19 protein-coding genes (1 of these 19 cut by a window edge) are annotated in these 18,302 nt (G+C 57.8%); 10 read left to right on the top strand and 9 right to left on the bottom strand.

Annotated features, from left to right (window positions below):
* The first annotated feature begins 18 nt into the window (after positions 1–18).
* Both CHN51_RS01610 and CHN51_RS01605 read left to right on the top strand, forming a co-directional pair.
* Complete coding sequence (locus CHN51_RS01610) at positions 19–1,773, top strand: sulfatase-like hydrolase/transferase (protein ID WP_164088946.1); 1,755 nt, start codon at positions 19–21, stop codon at positions 1,771–1,773.
* 40 nt (positions 1,774–1,813) lie between these two features.
* On the top strand, positions 1,814–2,572 hold the full coding sequence (locus tag CHN51_RS01605) for a competence/damage-inducible protein A (RefSeq protein ID WP_100092449.1): 759 nt from the start codon (positions 1,814–1,816) through the stop codon (positions 2,570–2,572).
* 410 nt (positions 2,573–2,982) lie between these two features.
* On the opposite strand, the gene CHN51_RS01600 is transcribed toward CHN51_RS01605, so the two are convergent.
* The gene (locus tag CHN51_RS01600) at positions 2,983–3,696 is read right to left on the bottom strand and encodes a hypothetical protein (RefSeq protein WP_123906214.1); all 714 of its coding nucleotides are present in this window, start codon (positions 3,694–3,696) and stop codon (positions 2,983–2,985) included.
* 331 nt (positions 3,697–4,027) lie between these two features.
* On the opposite strand from CHN51_RS01600, the gene CHN51_RS01595 reads away from it, so the two are divergent.
* Entirely contained in the window at positions 4,028–4,306 is a 279-nt protein-coding gene (locus CHN51_RS01595) for a hypothetical protein (protein WP_100092447.1), read from the top strand.
* A gap of 181 nt (positions 4,307–4,487) precedes the next feature.
* Here CHN51_RS01595 and CHN51_RS19465 read toward each other — a convergent pair whose 3' ends face one another.
* From CHN51_RS19465 to CHN51_RS01580, 4 genes are read right to left on the bottom strand one after another with little or no spacing between them, the layout of a single operon-like run.
* Positions 4,488–4,799, bottom strand: coding sequence for a hypothetical protein (locus CHN51_RS19465; protein WP_123906213.1), 312 nt, complete (start codon positions 4,797–4,799; stop codon positions 4,488–4,490).
* Positions 4,800–4,828: 29 nt separating this feature from the next.
* A complete protein-coding gene (locus tag CHN51_RS01590) occupies positions 4,829–5,509 on the bottom strand; it encodes a hypothetical protein (protein WP_123906212.1) in 681 nt (226 codons plus the stop codon).
* Positions 5,510–5,554: 45 nt separating this feature from the next.
* Positions 5,555–6,136: a hypothetical protein gene (locus CHN51_RS01585; protein ID WP_100092445.1), complete on the bottom strand. Its 582-nt coding sequence runs from the start codon at positions 6,134–6,136 to the stop codon at positions 5,555–5,557.
* Positions 6,136–7,089 (bottom strand): hypothetical protein, encoded by a 954-nt coding sequence (locus tag CHN51_RS01580; protein ID WP_123906211.1) that lies wholly within the window; start codon positions 7,087–7,089, stop codon positions 6,136–6,138. Before CHN51_RS01580 ends, CHN51_RS01585 begins: the two co-directional genes overlap by 1 nt.
* A 313-nt stretch (positions 7,090–7,402) precedes the next feature.
* Here CHN51_RS01580 and acnA point away from each other — a divergent pair, with 313 nt between their 5' ends.
* The 3 genes from acnA to CHN51_RS01565 are packed head-to-tail and all read left to right on the top strand — an operon-like array spanning position 7,403 to position 11,312.
* Positions 7,403–10,084, top strand: a complete 2,682-nt coding sequence (acnA, locus tag CHN51_RS01575; protein ID WP_100092443.1) for an aconitate hydratase AcnA — start codon at positions 7,403–7,405, stop codon at positions 10,082–10,084.
* 47 nt (positions 10,085–10,131) lie between these two features.
* Entirely contained in the window at positions 10,132–10,785 is a 654-nt protein-coding gene (locus CHN51_RS01570; RefSeq protein WP_100092442.1) for a carboxymuconolactone decarboxylase family protein, read from the top strand.
* Positions 10,782–11,312, top strand: a complete 531-nt coding sequence (locus tag CHN51_RS01565; RefSeq protein ID WP_100092441.1) for a VOC family protein — start codon at positions 10,782–10,784, stop codon at positions 11,310–11,312. Before CHN51_RS01570 ends, CHN51_RS01565 begins: the two co-directional genes overlap by 4 nt.
* Here the strand turns inward: CHN51_RS01565 and CHN51_RS01560 are convergent.
* Positions 11,309–11,947 carry a TetR family transcriptional regulator gene (locus tag CHN51_RS01560; RefSeq protein ID WP_100092440.1) on the bottom strand — a complete coding sequence of 213 codons (639 nt, stop codon included), beginning with the start codon at positions 11,945–11,947 and terminating at the stop codon, positions 11,309–11,311. The two genes, CHN51_RS01565 and CHN51_RS01560, sit on opposite strands and share 4 nt — an antisense overlap.
* Before the next feature lie 160 nt (positions 11,948–12,107).
* Between CHN51_RS01560 and CHN51_RS01555 the strand changes: the two genes are divergently transcribed.
* The 3 genes from CHN51_RS01555 to CHN51_RS01545 all read left to right on the top strand — a co-directional run bounded on the left by CHN51_RS01555 (position 12,108) and on the right by CHN51_RS01545 (position 16,699).
* Positions 12,108–13,682, top strand: coding sequence for a DUF389 domain-containing protein (locus CHN51_RS01555; RefSeq protein ID WP_100092439.1), 1,575 nt, complete (start codon positions 12,108–12,110; stop codon positions 13,680–13,682).
* A gap of 61 nt (positions 13,683–13,743) precedes the next feature.
* On the top strand, positions 13,744–15,123 hold the full coding sequence (locus tag CHN51_RS01550; protein WP_100092438.1) for a DUF4139 domain-containing protein: 1,380 nt from the start codon (positions 13,744–13,746) through the stop codon (positions 15,121–15,123).
* A 1-nt stretch (position 15,124) separates the two neighbouring features.
* Positions 15,125–16,699 (top strand): hypothetical protein, encoded by a 1,575-nt coding sequence (locus CHN51_RS01545; protein ID WP_100092437.1) that lies wholly within the window; start codon positions 15,125–15,127, stop codon positions 16,697–16,699.
* 3 nt (positions 16,700–16,702) lie between these two features.
* Here the strand turns inward: CHN51_RS01545 and CHN51_RS01540 are convergent, their stop codons facing one another.
* Positions 16,703–17,119, bottom strand: a complete 417-nt coding sequence (locus CHN51_RS01540; RefSeq protein ID WP_240616825.1) for an acyl-CoA thioesterase — start codon at positions 17,117–17,119, stop codon at positions 16,703–16,705.
* Complete coding sequence (locus CHN51_RS01535; RefSeq protein WP_100092436.1) at positions 17,112–17,411, bottom strand: hypothetical protein; 300 nt, start codon at positions 17,409–17,411, stop codon at positions 17,112–17,114. Before CHN51_RS01535 ends, CHN51_RS01540 begins: the two co-directional genes overlap by 8 nt.
* Before the next feature lie 119 nt (positions 17,412–17,530).
* Here CHN51_RS01535 and CHN51_RS01530 point away from each other — a divergent pair, with 119 nt between their 5' ends.
* Positions 17,531–17,959 carry a CBS domain-containing protein gene (locus CHN51_RS01530; protein ID WP_100092435.1) on the top strand — a complete coding sequence of 143 codons (429 nt, stop codon included), beginning with the start codon at positions 17,531–17,533 and terminating at the stop codon, positions 17,957–17,959.
* A gap of 10 nt (positions 17,960–17,969) precedes the next feature.
* On the opposite strand, the gene CHN51_RS01525 is transcribed toward CHN51_RS01530, so the two are convergent.
* Positions 17,970–18,302: the 3' end of a TIM barrel protein gene (locus tag CHN51_RS01525; protein WP_164088944.1), read on the bottom strand. The gene runs 471 nt beyond the window's last position; the window shows 333 of its 804 coding nt (coding positions 472–804); the start codon falls outside the window, past its right edge — the gene reads right to left on this strand; its stop codon occupies positions 17,970–17,972.

Below are 18,302 nucleotides of genomic sequence, written 5' to 3'. Positions count from 1 at the left end.
AGGAATTACGAAAGCTTGATGCAAAACCGGCTGAAATATGGACTGATCGGGCTGAGCCTGCTGCTCGGCGGCGGCGATGTCTGGCGCCGGCTGGTGATGCTGGCGACACCGGATATCCAGCCTGTCGCCCTGATCGCCTTTGCCGGCCTGTTCGGCCTTTGCGCGCTCGGCCTGGTTGGTATCTCGCGGTTCCGCAACGGCTGGCTACGCTGGCCACTGGCCGTGCTGCTGGCGGCAGGATCGCTGCTGGTCGACGGCTATCAACGGGCGGTCGGCGATTTCATGAGCTACGAGAGTTTTGTCACCATGGTCGAGAGCGCCGGCGATCTCGGCAACGCGCTGGCGCAGCAGGGCGGGGGCATTGTCCTGGCGGCGGGCAAGGCGCTGCTGCTGTTGCTCGGCATCGGGTTGCGCCCGCCCGGTGGGGCGCCGGAGCGGCGGGGCGCCGGAGCGTTGGCGCTGCGGTTGGCCAAGCTGGCCGGGCTGCCGGTTCTGCTCGGTCTCTCGATGCTCCTGTTCCTTCGCGGCGGGGAGGGGGCGAGCGGCCTGCCATCCTCGCACAGCGGCACCAGCTTCGCCCTGCTCTATGGCTATGAACTGGCGACCGCCGACCACCGGCCGCGCCAGAAGGTGCAGCTGAAGCCAAGGGGGCCGCGACCCGCGTCCGATATCGTGCTGATCATCGACGAGAGCATTGCCGGCGCCTATCTCGATATCAACAGCGCACATGGCGTCTATTCCGGGCTGGGACCGGGCCGGGCAGGGGGCGCGGTGCCGATCCACAATTTCGGACTGGCGACCGCGATCAACCATTGCAGCGTCGGCAGCAATGTCACGTTGCGCTTTGGCGGGACCCGCGACAATTATCGCGAGACGGTCCGTTCGATGCCGTCGATCTGGGCCTATGCCAGGACTGCCGGGCTGGCCACCATCTATATTGATGCCCAGCGTACCGGCGGCCATTACCAGAACCGGATGGACGATGCCGAGCGCGCCCTGATCGATCGCTGGGACCAGTTCGCCGATGTGCCGGTTGTCGACCGCGACCATGCGGTGGCCGACCGGCTGGCGGATTATCTCAACGATGACGAGCCGCAGCTGATCCTGATCAACAAGGTCGGCGGCCATTTCCCGGTCAGCGACAAATTCCCGATGGACCACGCCCGCTACCGGCCGATGCTGGCGCGCGGCCAATATCCCGATGTCAGTGATATGGGCGGGACCGACGGTCTCGACGGGCGGGCGGACAACTGGCAGCTCTATCGCAACAGCTATCGCAATACGCTTCTGTGGAATGTCGGCGACTTTTTCGACCGGCTGTTCGCGCAGGCGCAGATCGGCGAGGCGACGATCCTCTACACCGCCGACCATGGCCAGAGCTTTCACGAGCGCGGCGACGGCGGCGAAGCGACCCATTGCACCCCCGACCCGCAGATCGAGGAAGGCGTTGTGCCGCTGGTGGTGATCGGCGATCCGGCCGGGGCGCAGCGCTGGACCAGGGCGGCGGCGGCGGGCCGGGACAAAAGCTCGCATTACCGGATTTTCCCGACGCTGCTCGGGCTGATGGGCTATGCGCAGGCCGACGTCGAGCCGCTCTACGGCCCCGATCTCTTCTCGGCCAGCCCCGATCCGTTCACCTTTAACACCCGCTTCAACGCGCGGCTGGGCAGCGAGCCATCGTGGTTGCACGTGCCGCTCGACCGGATTGCCCGCCCGCCGCTTTCGGACTATCGGGCCGACCCTCAGGCAAAGCCGGCCAGCGGCACCAAATAACATATTCCCAAAGCGCCCGGCATCGCTCTATAGACGGGCCATGAGCAAAGAAAAAATCTGGACCGCCGCCCTCATCGTGATCGGCGACGAAATCCTCTCCGGTCGCACCCAGGACAAGAATATCGCGCAGGTCGCCAGCTGGCTCAACGTGCAGGGCATCCGCCTCGCCGAGGTCCGGGTGGTCGCCGACGACATGGACCATATCGCCGAGGCGGTGAACATATTGCGCGCCCGCAACGACTATCTGTTCACCACCGGCGGCATCGGCCCGACCCATGACGATATCACCGTCGACGCGATTGCGAAGGCTCTGGGCGTCGATGTCGTGATCCACCCGACCGCCCGCGCGATCCTGGAGCAATATTACGAGAGTCGCGGCGGCCTGAACGAAGGCCGGCTGCGCATGGCCCGGGTGCCCGAGGGTGCCGAGCTGATCGAGAACCGCATGTCCGGCGCGCCCGGCATCCGCATCGACAATCTCTTCCTGATGGCCGGCGTCCCCCATATTACCGCCGGCATGCTCGACGCGCTCACCGGCACGCTAGAGGGCGGCGCGCCCCTGCTCAGCGTCACGCTCGGCGCCTGGGCCCCCGAAAGCGAGATTGCCGACGTGCTGCGCCAGGCGGAAAAGGCGCACGACAGCTGCGTCATCGGCAGCTATCCCTTTTTCCGCGACGGCACGGTCGGCGCGAATTTCGTCGTCCGCTCGACCGACCCGCACGAGCTGGAAACCTGCCGCGTTGCGCTGAAGGCCGGGCTGGAGGAAGCCGGCTACGAGGTTACCGACGGCGGGATTTAGCGTCGCCCCAGCGAAGGCTGGGGGCTAAACCAATCTAGCGACCGATCCCGATAGCGCGTCACCCGCTGCCATCGGTATGGATCCCAGCCTGCGCTGGGACGACGAGCACACAAACCCCCGTTCGTCCTGAGCCTGTCGAAGGACCTTTTGCGCGCTGCCCCGTCTCTCGACTGCGCTCGAGACGAACGGTGTGATTGCCTCACCGTCAGCCCAGCGAAGGCTGGGGCCTAAACCAATATTTCGACCGGCCCCGATAGTGCGTCACCCGCTACCATCGGTATGGATCCCAGCCTGCGCTGGGATGACGAGTTGCGCTCGCTCCCTTCGTCATCCTGAACTCGTTTCAGGACCCCCACCGGCACAGCCCAATCTCACGAGATCCTGAAACAAGTTCAGGATGACGAGTGCTATCACCCCGCACCATCATCCCCGCCATTCTCCCCCGCCCGCGCGGCCAGTTCCCGGAGCCGCTCCTCCTCCTTCGCCCGCCGCGCCAGCAGTTTCATCCGCATGTCGCCCAGCTTCCGGTCGAGCGACTTGTGTATCGCTTCCCGCTCTTCGCGCTCGTCGATCTTCTTGCCCTCACCATCAAAGCGCACGCCGTCCTGCCATTCCTCCCAGGTGATCACCTGGTCAGCGGTGCGCGCGCCGATCCGGCCGCCGAGATCGCCGCGCTTGATCAGCAGCGCCATCAGCGAGTCCGACGGCACCACCCGCCGCTCGACCTCCTCGCCGTCGCGGTAGATGATCGTCTCCTTGCCGACCACCGCATGCTGATGCGCCACCGCGACCAGCCCGCGCTGCCCGTTTGCCAGCGCCTCGTCCCACAGCGCCGCCATCTCCGGATCGCGCTCGCGCAGCCGGTAGGCCGACGTATCCGACATCCCCGCCACCCGGCAGGCATCGATCACGCAGCCACTCTCGCGCAGCACCGCCAGAAACGTCTTCTTCCGCGCCTCGGTCCAGCCGTCATGACGGGGTTTGCGGGGGTTTTTGTTCGGGGTTTGCAGGGGAACCAATGCCGTTCGCCCTGAGCTTGTCGAAGGGTCCCGTTCGTCGGATAGCTGTCCTTCGACCGGCTCAGGACGACCGGTCTTGCGCCCGTTCGCTTTTTTCCTAGCCATGCCGAATCCATATCAGAAGCGCCGGTGTGTAGGAAAGGATGTTGGCTCGGGGCAATTGGCGATGCGGGGAACGAGGTTGTTCGCCGCTGTAGAGCGGCGCCCAGAAGAGTCCTGTCCGATCGTCTGGACCCCGCCCTACGGCGGGGAACACGAACCGAGGGTAGGGAACCTCCCCCCGTTCGTGTCGAGCCCTTCGGCTGCCTGCTCAGGCAGGCGCTCAGGACAGGCCAAGGTCGAGACACCCGACAAAGCGCGCAAACGGATTGCGCCCTCAACCGAAAGCGTGAATATCGTCGGCATATTCCGCCATCAGGACCGGGAGATTTAACAAATGACCGCAAGAATATTCCTCGTCGCCTATCTGTTATCGGTCTTCCTCGCCGATATCACGCTCCAGTGGATCGGCAGGATGAACTACCCCAAATCCTGGGATTTTCTTTTGGCCTTCTACGGACTTCCGCAGATGCTGATGGCTGGCCTGCTGCAGCGATATTTGGAAAGCCCGCTGCTAAGCAGCTTCGTGGCGCTGATAGGGATAGCGGCGCTGATTGTGTTTCTGTCTTATGCTTATCGGAAATTTGGCCGGGGATTGTTGCAGCGGTTACAGTGATTGTAAGCGAGTCATGAAGCTTGTTCCCCGGCGAAGGCCGGGGCCCAGAACAGTCCTGTCCGATCGGCAATTAGTGCATTTAGTAAACTGTCACCGTAATCCACCGTAATCCCGGGATTCTGCAATTCTATTTCTTTGTTGTGCAGCGCTTTTGAGGTTCAAAGGTGCAGCCGTAAATGCACTATTTTACTGAACAGCTGGAGAAGTGAGCGCTTAGAAGTGCTGGGTATTTAACCGGACCTCTTGCAATGGCGATATTACTAGCGTGATCGACTACCAAAACGATATCAGTGGCGGAGGAAATTTTGCTCTTGAAGTAAATTCGATCGGCAAATTGCTCAATAGTTTCCGTGCTGCTAACTAATACAAAAGAGGTAGTTTCATCCCAAGGGTAAATCCCGGTATCAATTTTTAGCTGTTCCATCAGACTATTATATCTGGCAGCGTAGGTAGCATCCGCCCTAATTTCAAAACTTACCGCGTAACGATACATATTAACTCCCCTTCAAAAACAACTACAACTCATTCTTGGAAATCCGGATATTCTTTCTTGAGACTGTTCCAAAGTTCCAATATTATTGAATATCGATCGTCAAATATTTGCTGTTCCTTGCCTGTCAGTGGATGAGAATTTTGGGAATAATCTTTACCACGGATTACGTCCAATATCTTCATTTCGGTGATAGAAAACTCTGAAAGCGCCTGTTCCATAAGCCATAATCCGACTCGAGCCCACTTTGGCGTTAGCGATGGAATTTCGGGAAAATAGGGATAAATAACTTTGCTAATATCATTACCTACTTGCAAACAGAGAAGATTATCTACTTTCAAAACGAGGTCAAAATGAGGCACGGGATAGTGATTATGGATACTATTCTCGAGTATTCCAATTTTCTCATTTGTAGTCATGCGCTCCTTGTCCCACCAGCTCAAGAAACCGTCCCGCAAGTCAGGATAAAGCCTTTTTTTGTTTTTGTCTTTCGCAATTCTCTGTTCAGTTGCGTCATACAAATCAACGCCTTCGAACACGAAATTTTTTGCATCTCTCCAGAACGGTGGATGAAAGTCCCCACCTCCTGAGGTCTTTCCTTGCTGCCTACGGATATCAAGGCGAATATCATTACGAATTTCAGACACTAGCCTTTGTTCTTCAGCACCACACAACTGCAGGAGCTTTTTTAAGCTAATTGATTTCAGTGACACTACCACCCCCATCGATCTGCGTTTGTATCTCGCCGCTTGACCCTACTAAGCCGGGGGGATTTTTTTTCGAAAACTAGCTTGCTGGTCAGAACGATATAATCTGTCGGACATATAGTATAGACCGATCATTGTTGCGACAAATATTTGAGAAAGTAAAAAAAGAACGATTAATACGACCGATATTTTGGAAATATATTGTACGCCGGCGGGCAAAATTTTACTGAATCCAGGCGCGAGTGTTTCCACAGAAATTATCAATAAAAACAAAAAGAAAGAGGCAAACGATAAATAGCCGAACAGAATAGCAAGGAACCGAGCTCTTGTAAGGGACTCACCATCCGAGGGCAGTTTGGGAGCGTTAGAACCGATGATTTTTGATTTCAGGGCTTTGTGATCTTGTGTCAAAATCACAGTAAGTGCTGCGATGTAGAAGCCGCCCAAAATCGGCAAAAATTGAGTAAATTTATCAAATAGACCATTCTCACCCAAAATTTGGGCCTCCCCCGGAATCCCTAGAATGAGAAACCCTGCAGGCATCGCCATGCAAAGAGGAATCAACAGATCATGGGTTAGCTTACCTTTGTAAACCAGCCGATAATAGTTGAAAGGCGCATTGAATATTTTCATTATTCCACTTGTTGACAAATCGCTGTTATCAAATCGTCGCGCAAGCTTTCGCAAGCCTCGTCGAGAGGATGATCAACTCGCACCTTTACCTGTTTGACGAAGTACGTATCCCGAACATCTTGCTGAGCGGTCTCAACCCAAGCTTTTTCGGGCTTTCCTGCACCTTCTGGATCATTCCAAACCAGCCGCATTCTATCATAGTTTTCTTCTGCGGCCCATTGTTTTATTCTCTCTATCACAGGAGTTTTGTCTTGTCCCGGAACATGTGCCAGAGAAACTTTCAGCTCTCGACGAGTAATTTCAGCGCCGTCAATTTCGTCCATATGGTGAGTTGAATTACTATCTACCAAATGAATTCCGGTTATTGTACCTCGTTCCAAGGATGCTGTCAGTCGTTCGGATTTGTGCCCCTCCAAATCAGGTAGAACGTATGTTGCTACCTGTTCATTGGAATTATTGGTATATTCCAAATTGTAGTTCTCACTGATGACTTTGAGTTCCTTGGCTAACATATCGCGTAATCTGGTTCTTCCCAAACCTCTGATATCTTCCATAACCATTCTGTATCTTTGGGTCGGCCGCTCGGTCAATGATACTAGGCAGTGTGCAGCTATGGCCTTTCCTTCGTTTTCTTCTTTCTCAATGGTACGAATGGTTGCTGTTTTGGAATTTTCAAAACTTGGGTTGGCGCCGCGCGGATCGCCTATTGAAAAAAGCAACGCAAGCCCTTGACGATCGGCCGATATATTCACAATTCGTGCATCCTTAATCCTCATCCAAGGCGGCGGATAATCTTCGGAATCTGGCCTTAGAAACATGTAGGACTCGTTTTTTCTCACCCTTTCTATGATCGCAGGAGCCATTTCAGCCAGTGTCGGAAAGTCAATATTCTTCCGAGCCGTTCTAAGCTTTAGATCATATAGCAAAACATACCGTTCAAACGAATCAAGCATAAATACCCCCCCTGTGGATAGCTTAGTTAATGTGTTGTAGGACACATCGAACTCAGTTTAAATATAAGTAGAGAACCAAAGCACTTAAAGCAAATAAAGGAGGCGTTTCTGGATCGGCAAAATTTTTGGAGACATCGAGAGCATCGCAAAAAATTCAATGGAATCTATTGCGCTCTTCCACGAACGCTACCCCTTCCCCAATTCCCCCACTTCAGCTAAAGCGCTCCCGAACGCGATTCATCAACCGTCTGCGCTGCCTGCAACGCTCTCCCCATTCGGTTGAATCAACGACAAGAAAACGGAGCAACTATCCATGACAACCACCGGCAAAGACACCCTCGGCACCCGCTCGACGCTCAGCGTCAACGGCACCGACTATGCTTATTACTCGCTCGCCAAAGCGGCGGAAAAGCTCGGCAATATCGACAAGCTGCCTTATACGCTGAAAGTGCTCCTGGAGAATATGCTGCGGTTCGAGGATGGCGGCTTTACCGTGGACGCGAAGGATGCGCAGGCGGTGGTCGACTGGCAGAAGGAAGCCAAGAGCGCGGCGGAAATTCAATATCGTCCGGCCCGCGTGCTGATGCAGGATTTCACCGGTGTTCCGGCTGTTGTCGATCTCGCGGCGATGCGCGACGGGATCAAGGCACTGGGGGGTGATGCGGAAAAGATCAACCCGCAGGTGCCGGTGCATCTGGTCATTGATCACTCGGTGATGGTCGACGAATTCGGCACACCGCAGGCTTTTGAACATAATGTCGAGCTGGAATATCAGCGCAATATGGAGCGTTACGAATTTCTGAAATGGGGTAGCAAGGCGTTTGACAATTTCTCCGTTGTGCCGCCGGGAACCGGCATCTGTCACCAGGTGAACCTGGAAAATATCGCCAAGGCGGTCTGGTCCTCGCCGGACGCCGAGGGCAATATGGTTGCCTATCCCGACACGTGCGTCGGCACCGACAGCCACACCACGATGATCAACGGTCTCGGCGTGCTTGGCTGGGGCGTGGGCGGGATCGAGGCGGAAGCCGCGATGCTTGGCCAGCCGGTCTCGATGCTCATTCCACCGGTGGTCGGCTTCAAGCTGACCGGCAAGCTGGCCGAGGGCATTACCGCGACCGATCTGGTGCTGACCTGCGTGCAGATGCTGCGCGAAGTCGGCGTGGTCGGCAGCTTTGTCGAATTTTACGGACCGGGCCTGAAGGAACTCTCGCTCGCCGATCGCGCGACCATCGCCAATATGGCGCCGGAATATGGCGCGACCTGCGGCTATTTCCCGATCGACGAAAAGACGCTGGAATATCTCGAACTGACCGGCCGCAGCGCCGAGGATATCGCGCTGACCGAAGCCTATGCGCGGGAGCAGGGCTTCTGGCGCTATGACGAGACGACCAAGGACGCGATCTACACCAAGACGCTGGAACTGGACATCGGCAGCGTTGTGCCGTCGCTTTCCGGACCGAAGCTGCCGCAGCAGCGCGTGTCGATGGCCGAGCTGGACGAAGAGTTCAACCGCGACCTCAAGAAGGTCTTTGGCGTCGATGATGACGGCAAGCGGGTCGACGTCGAGGGCAGCGACCAGGGCTTTGCCCATGGCGATGTCGCGATTGCCGCGATCACCAGCTGCACCAACACCTCCAACCCGACGGTGCTGATCGCCGCCGGTCTGGTCGCGCGCAAGGCGCGGGAACGCGGTCTGCAGCGCAAGCCATGGGTCAAATCGTCGCTGGCACCGGGATCGCAGGTGGTCACCGACTATCTCGACAAGGCGGGATTGTCCGAGGATCTGAACTATCTCGGCTTCAACCTGGTCGGCTATGGCTGCACCACCTGTATCGGTAACTCGGGGCCACTGCCGGCGCCGATTTCCAAGGCGATCAACGAAAATGATCTGGTTGCCGCCTCGGTGCTGTCGGGCAACCGCAACTTCGAAGGCCGCGTGTCGCAGGACGTGCGCGCCAACTATCTCGCTTCGCCGCCGCTGGTTGTGGCTTATGCGCTGAAGGGCACGGTCCGCGAGGATATGTATGAAACGCCGATCGGTGTCGGTTCGGATGGCACGGACGTGTTCCTGAAAGATATCTGGCCAACCAACGCCGAAGTGACCGACATGGTCAACAGCTTCGTCAACCGCGAAATGTTCGAAAGCCGCTATGCCAATGTCTATGACGGCGACGAGCAGTGGCGGGCGATCGATGTGACCGGTGGTGACACCTATCAGTGGCGCGCCGGCTCGACCTATGTTGCCAATCCGCCCTATTTTGACGGCATGACAATGACGCCCGAGCCGATCAGCGATATCATCGAGGCGAAGACGCTGGCGCTGCTGGGTGACAGCATTACCACCGACCACATCTCGCCAGCCGGCGCGATCAAGGAGGACAGCCCTGCCGGAGAATATCTGAAAAATCATCAGGTTAGCAAGCAAGATTTCAACAGTTACGGAAGTCGCCGCGGCAACCACGAAGTCATGATGCGCGGCACTTTCGCCAACATCAGAATCAAAAACGAAATGGCCGACGGAAAAGAAGGCGGTTATACAAAATATAACGGCCAGATCATGCCGATCTACGACGCGGCGATGAAGCACAAAGCCGACGGCACCCCGCTGGTCGTCATCGGCGGCGAGCAATACGGCACCGGCTCGTCGCGCGACTGGGCGGCGAAGGGCACCAACCTGCTCGGCGTCCGCGCGGTCATCGTCGAAAGCTACGAGCGGATCCACCGTTCGAACCTCGTCGGCATGGGCGTCCTGCCATTGCAGTTCGTCGAAGGCACCGATCGCGAAATTCTCAGCCTCGACGGCACCGAGAGCTTTACCATCAAGGGCGTGGCAACGCTGAAACCGCTGCAGGAAGTCGAAGTCGAAATGACCCGCGCCGACGGCACGCAGTCGACCTTCAAGACGATCTGCCGGATCGATACCGCCAATGAAATGGAATATTTCCTCAACGGCGGCATCCTGCATTATGTGTTGCGGAATCTCGCGAGCTAGTCAGCCGCATCAAATTGTGCATAGTCGGGGCATAGGAGAGCGACTCTATGCCCCGACTGCGCGAAATACCGCGAGCAGAAGTCACCGACGACTATGTGCTCGGTCTTTACAATATATTGTTCGGCGATCGCGATCCGGTGGCGGAACCGAGCACGGCAACCGGCACGCCGGGCAACTGGTGGACCGTTTTCGCGCAGGTCCCCGACGCTTTCAAACATATCAGCGAGGGCTTCGGTTTCTACCGCTCTTCCAATCGCAAGCTCGACCCGAAACTGCGCGAACTCGGCCAGATCCGCGCCGGCTATGCGGTGGGATCGCAATTTGTCTATTCCCAGCACAGCAAGGCCATGCGCTTCGAGGGCTATTCCGAGGAACAGGTCAAGGCGATCCCCGACTGGTCGGTCGCAAATTGCTTCAACGAAGTCGAACGCGCCGTGCTCGCTTACACCGATTGCCTCGTGCTCGAACGGGGCAGGGTACCGGACGGTGTCTTCGCGGCGCTGAAAAAGCATCTCGGCGAAGTCGAGATACTCGAACTCACCTACATCACCTGCACCTATATGATGCACGCGGTGATGAGCCGGGCGCTGAAGCTGGAGTTCGACGATGTGCCGGAGCGCGTGGTCGAGGTGCCGGCCCCCGATGGCGCCACCGCCGATGTCATGGGCATGGTCGACAAACGGAAGGGAGCAAACCAATGAGCTATCACCATCTCGCCCTCGCGGCGAAGGACATGAAGGCGATCCACGCCTTTTACGAAGGCGTGATGGGTTTCGAACTGGTCAAGGTCGAGATCGCCCCGGTCATGGGTGGCGGCTGGGGCAAGCATTTCTTCTACCGGATGGACGGCGACGACAGCCGGTTCATCGCCTTCTGGGAGTTGATGGATACGCCGGGGGAAGGCGAATATAAGTTCGATCTCAACGAAGCCGCCGGAACGCCCCAGGGCACCAACCATTACAGCTTCGCCGTCGATACGCCCGAGGAACTCGTCGGCTGGCGCGAGAAATGGAACGCGGCCGGTCTCGACGTGCTGGAGATCGACCATAATTGGTGCCACTCGGTCTACACCCGCGACCCCAATGGCAATATGGTGGAATTCTGCCTGACCACCGGTAGTTTTACCGATGCTGACCGCCGGCGCGCTCTGGCCGCGCTGGACGAAAGCGAGATGAACCCGTCACCGCCACCGGCGATGATGAAACAGTGGCTGGCAAAAGACGCCTAGCTGGCGACGTAAAGTTCCGGCTTGGCGCTGACAGTTTCGCTGTTCGCCTGCAGCCCGGTCAGGATCGTATTGATCACGATCCGGAGACGATCTTCGGTCGCCAGATGCATCATCTGCATCATCAGCTGGGGATTGCAGAAGGGCTGCATCATGGTGTTGACCAGGGACACGACCGTGTCGAGGTCCAGCCCCTTGAAATAGCCCTTGTCCATCGCCTCGGCGAGAATAGAAGCCATATAGTGATCGGCCAGATCGACATAGCCCTTGATCACGTCGAAATGCTCGTTGCCAAGCTCCATATAGGATTCGAAAAGTTCGGGATCTTCCTCGTAACGCGCCCTTTTGATAACGACGCGTCGGGCGAAAAACTGGTAGAGCTTCTCTTCCACGGGCATGTCGGCAGACACCAGCTCTTCCATGATCGCCAGCAATTCGGCGAACCATTCTCCGGCCATGGCTTCCGCCAGCGCGTCCTTGTTCTCGAAGAAGCGGTAGAGATTGGAGGGCGACATGCCGACCGCGGTCGCCAGATCGCTCATCGTGAAGCTGATAGCGCCTCTTTCCTCGATCATCTTGTCGGCGGCAGCGATGATCCTTGCCCGCGTGGCGGCAATATCGGTTTCGGGACGTGGCATAGGATGACTCCTCCCAAGAGTTCCTGGCGCGGCATCATAGCCGCTGTGATCTATATAGGTGGTACAGTTTTCTGATAAAAGACGTAACCCTTCATTTTTCAACTACCCCGGAGGTAATCTTTAACTATTCGCCGACATTTTTCGCGGCTAAAGTGGCGCGATGACAGACGATCAGGCAAATGCGGCAAGTCCGGCAGAGTTGAAACCCAAGCCCTCATCCGGACCGCTGGATCCGGTCACCGGCAGCATTCGCCTGTTCCGCCGCTGGTGGCGGATGGTCGTCCGGGCCGATGTCGACCAGCAGGCGGTGATCGATAAAGTCCGGGAAGACAGCGGTTTCACGCCCCATTTCGCGTTCATGACGTCGATGTCGGCCGGTATCGCCATTCTCGGCCTGCTGTTATCTTCTCCGGCGGTCGTGATCGGCGCCATGCTGCTGTCGCCGCTGATGGGGCCGATCATGGGAGCGGGCTTTGCCCTGGCCGTCGGTGATTCGGCCTGGCTGAGAGAGAGCGGCAAGGCGATCGTTCTGGGAAGTATCATCTCGATCCTGTTCGCCGGACTGGTGGTTACCTTGTCACCGCTGCAAACCGTCACCGCCGAAATCGCCGCGCGCACGCGGCCCAATCTGTTCGATCTGCTGGTCGCGCTTTTCTCCGCCCTGGCCGGTGCCTATGCGATGATCCGGGGACGGATGGGAACGATTGTCGGCGTCGCTATTGCCACCGCTCTGATGCCGCCGCTGGCGGTGGTCGGTTTCGGACTGGCGACCTTCAACTGGGCCGTATTCGGTGGCTCCCTGCTGTTGTTTTTCACCAACCTGATGACGATTGCGCTGACCGCGACCGCGATGGCGTGGCTCTACGGCTTCCGCTCCTATCTGTCCGAACGGCAATCACAGTTCCAGATCGCCGCCATGGTGGTGGTGTTCATCGCGCTGGCGATTCCCCTCGGCCTTTCGCTGCGGCAGATTGCCTGGGAGGCCAATGTTTCGCGCTCCGCCAACGGTTATATCAAGGACCAGTTCGGCAAGCGCGCCAGCGTCTCGCAGATCGAGATCGATTTCGATGCCGACCCGATCACCGTCAACGCCACTGTCTTCACGCCCACGATTATCGCCGGAGCGGCCGAACAGAGCTCGCGGGTGTTGAGCCGCACGCTGGGCCGGTCGATCACCGTCAATGTCGACCAGTTCAAGGTGGAAACCGGGGAAGATGCCCAGTCGGCCGAGCTCGCTGCAGCCAAAACCCAGGCACAGGCCCGGGAAGCCGAAATCCAGGTGACCCGCTTGCGGGAAAATCTTGCCCTTATCGCCGGGGTGCCGGTCGATGATGTCACGCTGGACAGCAGCACGCGGCGGGCCATGGTCGTTGCCAAGCCGTTACCCGGCGCCACGCTCGCGTCCTATTATGCGCTGGAGCTGCGTGTCGCTGCGGGGGCCAAGGGCTGGGTGATCAGGCTGCAACCGCCGGCGGTCGCGCTGCCGGAAGTCAAGATCGCAGACGGCGCGATTGACCCGGCTTCCAGCGAAAATCTCGATTTGATCATCTGGGCTTCGGAACGGATCGCCCTGCCACTGGGAATGAGCGGGGCCGCCCCGGACCGGGCGGTGGCACGGGAGGCTCTGATGTCGAAAAATATCGTTGTGGCCGAAGAATTTGACAGGGTCATTCCGGGCGCTGGCGCAAGATTCCGCTGGCTGGCACCGCCGGACGGTTCCGGACCGGAGCAATGACTATTTAGCTCAGGTTCATTTTCAATGCGTTAGCGTCATGTTTCGATAGGGGAGAGACAATATGCGGCCTTTTATTTTAGCGGGATTTCTGATGGTGACCGCCGTGTCACCGGCGATCAGCCAGTCTTCAGGCCAGGGTGACGTCTCGGTCACCATATACAACAGCAATCTGGCGCTGGTTCAGGATGTCCGGCAGCTAAATATTCCAGCAGGCCGCTCAATCCAGTCTTTCCCTGGCGTCTCCGGGCAGATCCGCGCGGAAACTGTCAGTTTCACCGCTCCGAATAGCGGCATCGTCGAGCAGAATTTCGACTATGATCTTCTGTCTCCCTCCAAGCTGATGGAAAAGGCGGTTGGCGAAACGGTAACGATCGTCCGGATCAACCCGGCTACCGGATCAGAAACCCGCGAACGGGCCAAGGTGCTGGCCGCCAATGGCGGCGTGGTGCTGCAAATCGGGAGCCGGATCGAGGTGCTGCGCGATGATCGCCTGCCAACACGGGTGATTTTCGACAAGGTTCCGGAGAATTTGCGGGCCAGGCCAACCCTGTCGGTGACCCTGAACAGTTCGCGCGCAGGCACGCGACCTGCGCAGCTCAGCTATCTGACATCGGGGCTGGGCTGGGAAGCCGATTATGTCGCCCTGTTCGACGAAAAGGCCGGCAAGATGGATGTGCAGGGCTGGGTCACGCTGACCAACAATACCGGTACGACCTTCGACAACGCCAAGACCCTGCTGGTTGCCGGGACACCAGGCGTGATCGGTCGAAACAATTATTCGTCGCGAAACAATGTCCGCAGCGCAGGGATCGAATCGGCCGACCGGGAAATGCTGGGCGATTTCTACCTCTATCCGCTGGCGGCGCGCACGACCATCGCCAATGCCCAGACCAAACAGGTCAGCTTTCTGGATGTAACCGGCGCGCCGGCGCAGAAGACCTATGAATATTCCAATCGCTGGCTTGGCACCCAAGACGAGCCGCAAAGCGTGGACACGGTCTTGGAATTCAGCTCTTCCAGCGACGGTGGGCTGGGTGATGCGTTGCCCGCAGGTACCGTCCGGGTTTACATGAAAGATGCATCCGGCCAGCCGCAATTTATCGGCGAGAATAATATCGGCCACACACCCATGGGGTCGGAACTGGGGCTGAAGACCGGCGAGGCCTTTGATGTCAAAGTCAAACCAACCGTTACCGAGCGCAAGCGCCTGTCCGCATCGAAATGGCGCACCAGCATGACTTATGAAATCAGCAATGCGCGGCCCGATGCGGTTACGGTGTCGCTGATCCAGAACGGCCTCGACTTTTACTGGGATGACACGCGTATCGTGAGCGAGAGCATGACGAGCAAGCGGCGGTCATCCGATTCGCTTGTCTGGAAAGTACCCGTGCCCGCCAATGGGCGAACGACAGTAACAGCGGTTTTCGAGACCCGGTTCTGATATGGTGCGGCGAACATTTTTCGCCTTCCTGATCCTTGCAGTCTCGGCTCCCGCCGCGGCGCAATCCGGTCATGCGCATCAGGTCGTGACATCCGAAGGGCCAGGATCGGTCTCGGTGACCGTCTACCGCAATCCCCGCCGCGCACCGAACAATGCGATGAACCTTCGCTATCTTGGCGGCTATGCGCTGATCACCGAACAGCGCACGATTGACTTGCCGGTGGGCGAGGTGGACCTGCGGTTCGAAGGAGTCGCTGGGGGGATTATTCCGCAATCGGCGATCGTTACCGGTCTGCCGGATGACATCATCGAGAAAAACCGGGATGCGGCGCTGCTTTCGCCGTCGGCGTTGCTCAACAGCTATTTGGGGCAGGGCGTCACAATCCGGCGGACCAGTGCTGCTACCGGAAAAACCGAAACGTTCGATGCAATGATCCGGACCGATGCGACAGGCGGGATGGTGGTGCAAACAGCCGAAGGTTTCGAAGCTTTACAATGTACCGGTCTGAACGAGGCCATTGTCTATCCGGCGATACCGGAAGGTCTTTCGGCCAAACCTACATTGTCAGTGAAAAGCAGGGTGAAGACAGCAACCCGCGCAACGGTGACATTATCCTATCTGGCCACCGGCTTCGACTGGCAGGCCAATTATGTCGCCGATATTTCTGACGATGGCTCGCACCTGAACCTCTTCTCCTGGGTGACGCTGGCCAATGGTGACGAAACATCCTTTGTTCAGGCGCAAACCCAGACGGTGGCGGGCCAACCCAATAAGGGGCGCGACAATATAGCACCGGCGAGTGGCGGAAGCGTGAACCTGGCTTGCTGGCCCGACGGAACAAGCAGCGATATTATCGCGCAATATGCACAGCGACGCGAGGCCTTTGGCGCTGCTCCACCACCGCCTCCTCCTCCGCCGCCACCTGCCCCGGCGATGATGGCAGACAATATAACGGTCACGGCGCGCAAGGTGATGGCGAAGCAGGAGGACCTCGGTGATCTCAAGCTCTATCGGATACCGGTGCCGGTCACCGTGGCGGCGCAAAGCCAGAAGCAGGTTGCGTTTCTGGAGAAATCGGCGATCCCCTTCACGCAAATATTTGAAACTATAATACGGGCGACCAATGCCCAACCGGCCCGATCACTGGCGACTACCCTGCGTTTCGAGAACCGCAAGCGGGACCAGCTGGGCGTGCCGCTACCTGCGGGGAAACTGATCGCGTTCCGGAATGTTGACGGTGCGCGGATGCTGCTCGGCGAAGGCAGTTTTGACGACAAGGCGATCGACGAGCTGGTCGAGGTCACCATTGGTTCAAGCGACCAGGTGAAGATGATTGTCGAGCAATTGGCGCAGGTTGATGACGAGAAAAAACACGCGCGTGACATGCGGCTGACCCTGACCAATGCTTCCCGGTTACCCGCGCAGGCGGAAATCAAGCTGATGCGCAGCGACAGCGAGCGGTTCAGGAAAACCAGTCATAGGCTCACGCGCAAAGACGGCATGGATGTCTGGAAAGTAACGGTTCCGGCCAATAGCGAGCGGGTGCTGACATATCGGGTCGAGCGGCGCAAATAGCCGTTAGCCGAGATATTTTTCCCTGGAAGTCTCCGGGATCACGCGCGGATTATGATTTTCATCCAGGGCAACGAAGGTGAACAGGCCGCTGGTCACCGGAACGCGCTCTTCGCCAAGATTCCGCGACGCGATAACATCCAGCCTGATCGCAACCGATGTCCTGCCAATCCGGTCGACCCGGGCATAGACCGAAATCAGGTCGCGGGTCAGGATCGGGGCGATAAATTCCATCGCCTCGATCGCCACCGTTGCGGTGGAACCCTGCGCGACGCGCGCCGCCATGATCCCTCCGGCGATATCCATTTGCGACAGCACCCAGCCGCCGAATATATGGCCATTGTTGTTCAGATCGCGTGGCTGTGGCGCAACCCGCAATACCGGCTGCATCCTGGCCAGTTCCTCGAGGTCATCTTTACCCATCAGCGTCTATTTCCTTTGATACCGGATCGTCGATCGATTCGTCATGGCCGGTGCCGCTCGACAGGAACACAAGCCCCATCAGGCCGGCCATCAGCATCAGCGCGAAGGCTATCCCCGCCGCCGTGGCCAGATACATGTGGATCGACACGAAGCCGTGCAGATAGAAAAGAATGCCCAGGGAGATGGTGACGCAGATCAGGGTGAACAGCGCCATTCCGCGCATCAGGCGCCAGTATCGCGCCCATGCAAGGCTGGCATATTGTGGATCGTCAAGACGGGAATACTGGGGCAAGGGGGACTCCGGTGGTTTTCAGTGCATTGGACGGGAATCCTGTTACCATCAAGCGCCATCACTTTCAAAAATATGTTATAAGCATGCAATAAACAGAATCAGAAGCGAGGAGAGGTGCCATGACCATAGATTCGATCTTGCAGGGACGCAGCGGAGAAATATTCAGCTGCACCGCAGATATTTCGGTGTCGCAGGCGATCGAAATATTGGCAGAAAGGCGCATCGGCGCGCTCCCGGTGCTCGATGGTGAAGCGGTCGTGGGCATTTTTTCCGAGCGTGATGTTCTTCACTGCCTTCGCAAATTTGGCCATGGCGCAATGGATCATATCGTGCGCGATGTGATGACATCGGATGTGATCATCGTCGAACGCAGCAAAAGCGTCATGGGCGCGCTGTCATTGATGACAAAAAGACGAATTCGTCACCTGCCGGTCGTTGAAGAGGGCAAATTGGTCGGATTTGTCTCGATTGGTGATCTGGTGAAATATCGGATCGACAAGATCGAAAGCGAAGCCGCGGCGATGCGCGACTATATCCAGTCGACCTGAGGCGCGGGGCCTATAGCACCGCAATCTCGCTTTGCTTGAGATATTCCAGACTGGCCCCGCGCACCGCAATTGCGCGGTCGGTCGCATCCGGGAATCGATCCCGATAGGCTTTGGAGCGGATCTCCAGGCTGAGCGCTATGTCGCGCGGCAGCGCCCTTATGATGTCGGCCACCGGCAGCGCGCCTTCGCCCGGACAGCTGCGCAAATCCACCGCGTCTTCCAGATAGGCTTCAAAACGCGCCGCGCAGTCCCGCTTGCCATCGCAGATCTGCGTGTAGGGCAATAAAGATGCTTCCAATTCTTCCAATTCCCCGGGTCTATGCCCGGCCCGCTGGAAGTGAAT

The sequence above is a fragment of the Sphingorhabdus sp. YGSMI21 genome, from assembly GCF_002776575.1.
Lineage (GTDB): Bacteria > Pseudomonadota > Alphaproteobacteria > Sphingomonadales > Sphingomonadaceae > Parasphingorhabdus.
This window is presented reverse-complemented; position numbering and strand designations above follow the sequence as displayed.

What these genes read in the sequence shown, in the direction of transcription:
- CHN51_RS01545 (WP_100092437.1), top strand. Translation starts at nt 15,125, where the DNA reads ATGGTGCGGCGAACATTTTTCGCCTTCCTGATCCTTGCAGTCTCGGCT.
- CHN51_RS01610 (WP_164088946.1), top strand. Translation starts at nt 19, where the DNA reads ATGCAAAACCGGCTGAAATATGGACTGATCGGGCTGAGCCTGCTGCTC.
- CHN51_RS01550 (WP_100092438.1), top strand. Translation starts at nt 13,744, where the DNA reads ATGCGGCCTTTTATTTTAGCGGGATTTCTGATGGTGACCGCCGTGTCA.
- CHN51_RS19465 (WP_123906213.1), bottom strand. Translation starts at nt 4,799, where the DNA reads ATGTATCGTTACGCGGTAAGTTTTGAAATTAGGGCGGATGCTACCTAC.
- CHN51_RS01580 (WP_123906211.1), bottom strand. Translation starts at nt 7,089, where the DNA reads ATGCTTGATTCGTTTGAACGGTATGTTTTGCTATATGATCTAAAGCTT.
- CHN51_RS01570 (WP_100092442.1), top strand. Translation starts at nt 10,132, where the DNA reads ATGCCCCGACTGCGCGAAATACCGCGAGCAGAAGTCACCGACGACTAT.
- CHN51_RS01565 (WP_100092441.1), top strand. Translation starts at nt 10,782, where the DNA reads ATGAGCTATCACCATCTCGCCCTCGCGGCGAAGGACATGAAGGCGATC.
- CHN51_RS01540 (WP_240616825.1), bottom strand. Translation starts at nt 17,119, where the DNA reads ATGGGTAAAGATGACCTCGAGGAACTGGCCAGGATGCAGCCGGTATTG.
- CHN51_RS01600 (WP_123906214.1), bottom strand. Translation starts at nt 3,696, where the DNA reads ATGGCTAGGAAAAAAGCGAACGGGCGCAAGACCGGTCGTCCTGAGCCG.
- CHN51_RS01530 (WP_100092435.1), top strand. Translation starts at nt 17,531, where the DNA reads ATGACCATAGATTCGATCTTGCAGGGACGCAGCGGAGAAATATTCAGC.
- CHN51_RS01560 (WP_100092440.1), bottom strand. Translation starts at nt 11,947, where the DNA reads ATGCCACGTCCCGAAACCGATATTGCCGCCACGCGGGCAAGGATCATC.
- CHN51_RS01585 (WP_100092445.1), bottom strand. Translation starts at nt 6,136, where the DNA reads ATGAAAATATTCAATGCGCCTTTCAACTATTATCGGCTGGTTTACAAA.
- CHN51_RS01605 (WP_100092449.1), top strand. Translation starts at nt 1,814, where the DNA reads ATGAGCAAAGAAAAAATCTGGACCGCCGCCCTCATCGTGATCGGCGAC.
- CHN51_RS01555 (WP_100092439.1), top strand. Translation starts at nt 12,108, where the DNA reads ATGACAGACGATCAGGCAAATGCGGCAAGTCCGGCAGAGTTGAAACCC.
- acnA (WP_100092443.1), top strand. Translation starts at nt 7,403, where the DNA reads ATGACAACCACCGGCAAAGACACCCTCGGCACCCGCTCGACGCTCAGC.
- CHN51_RS01595 (WP_100092447.1), top strand. Translation starts at nt 4,028, where the DNA reads ATGACCGCAAGAATATTCCTCGTCGCCTATCTGTTATCGGTCTTCCTC.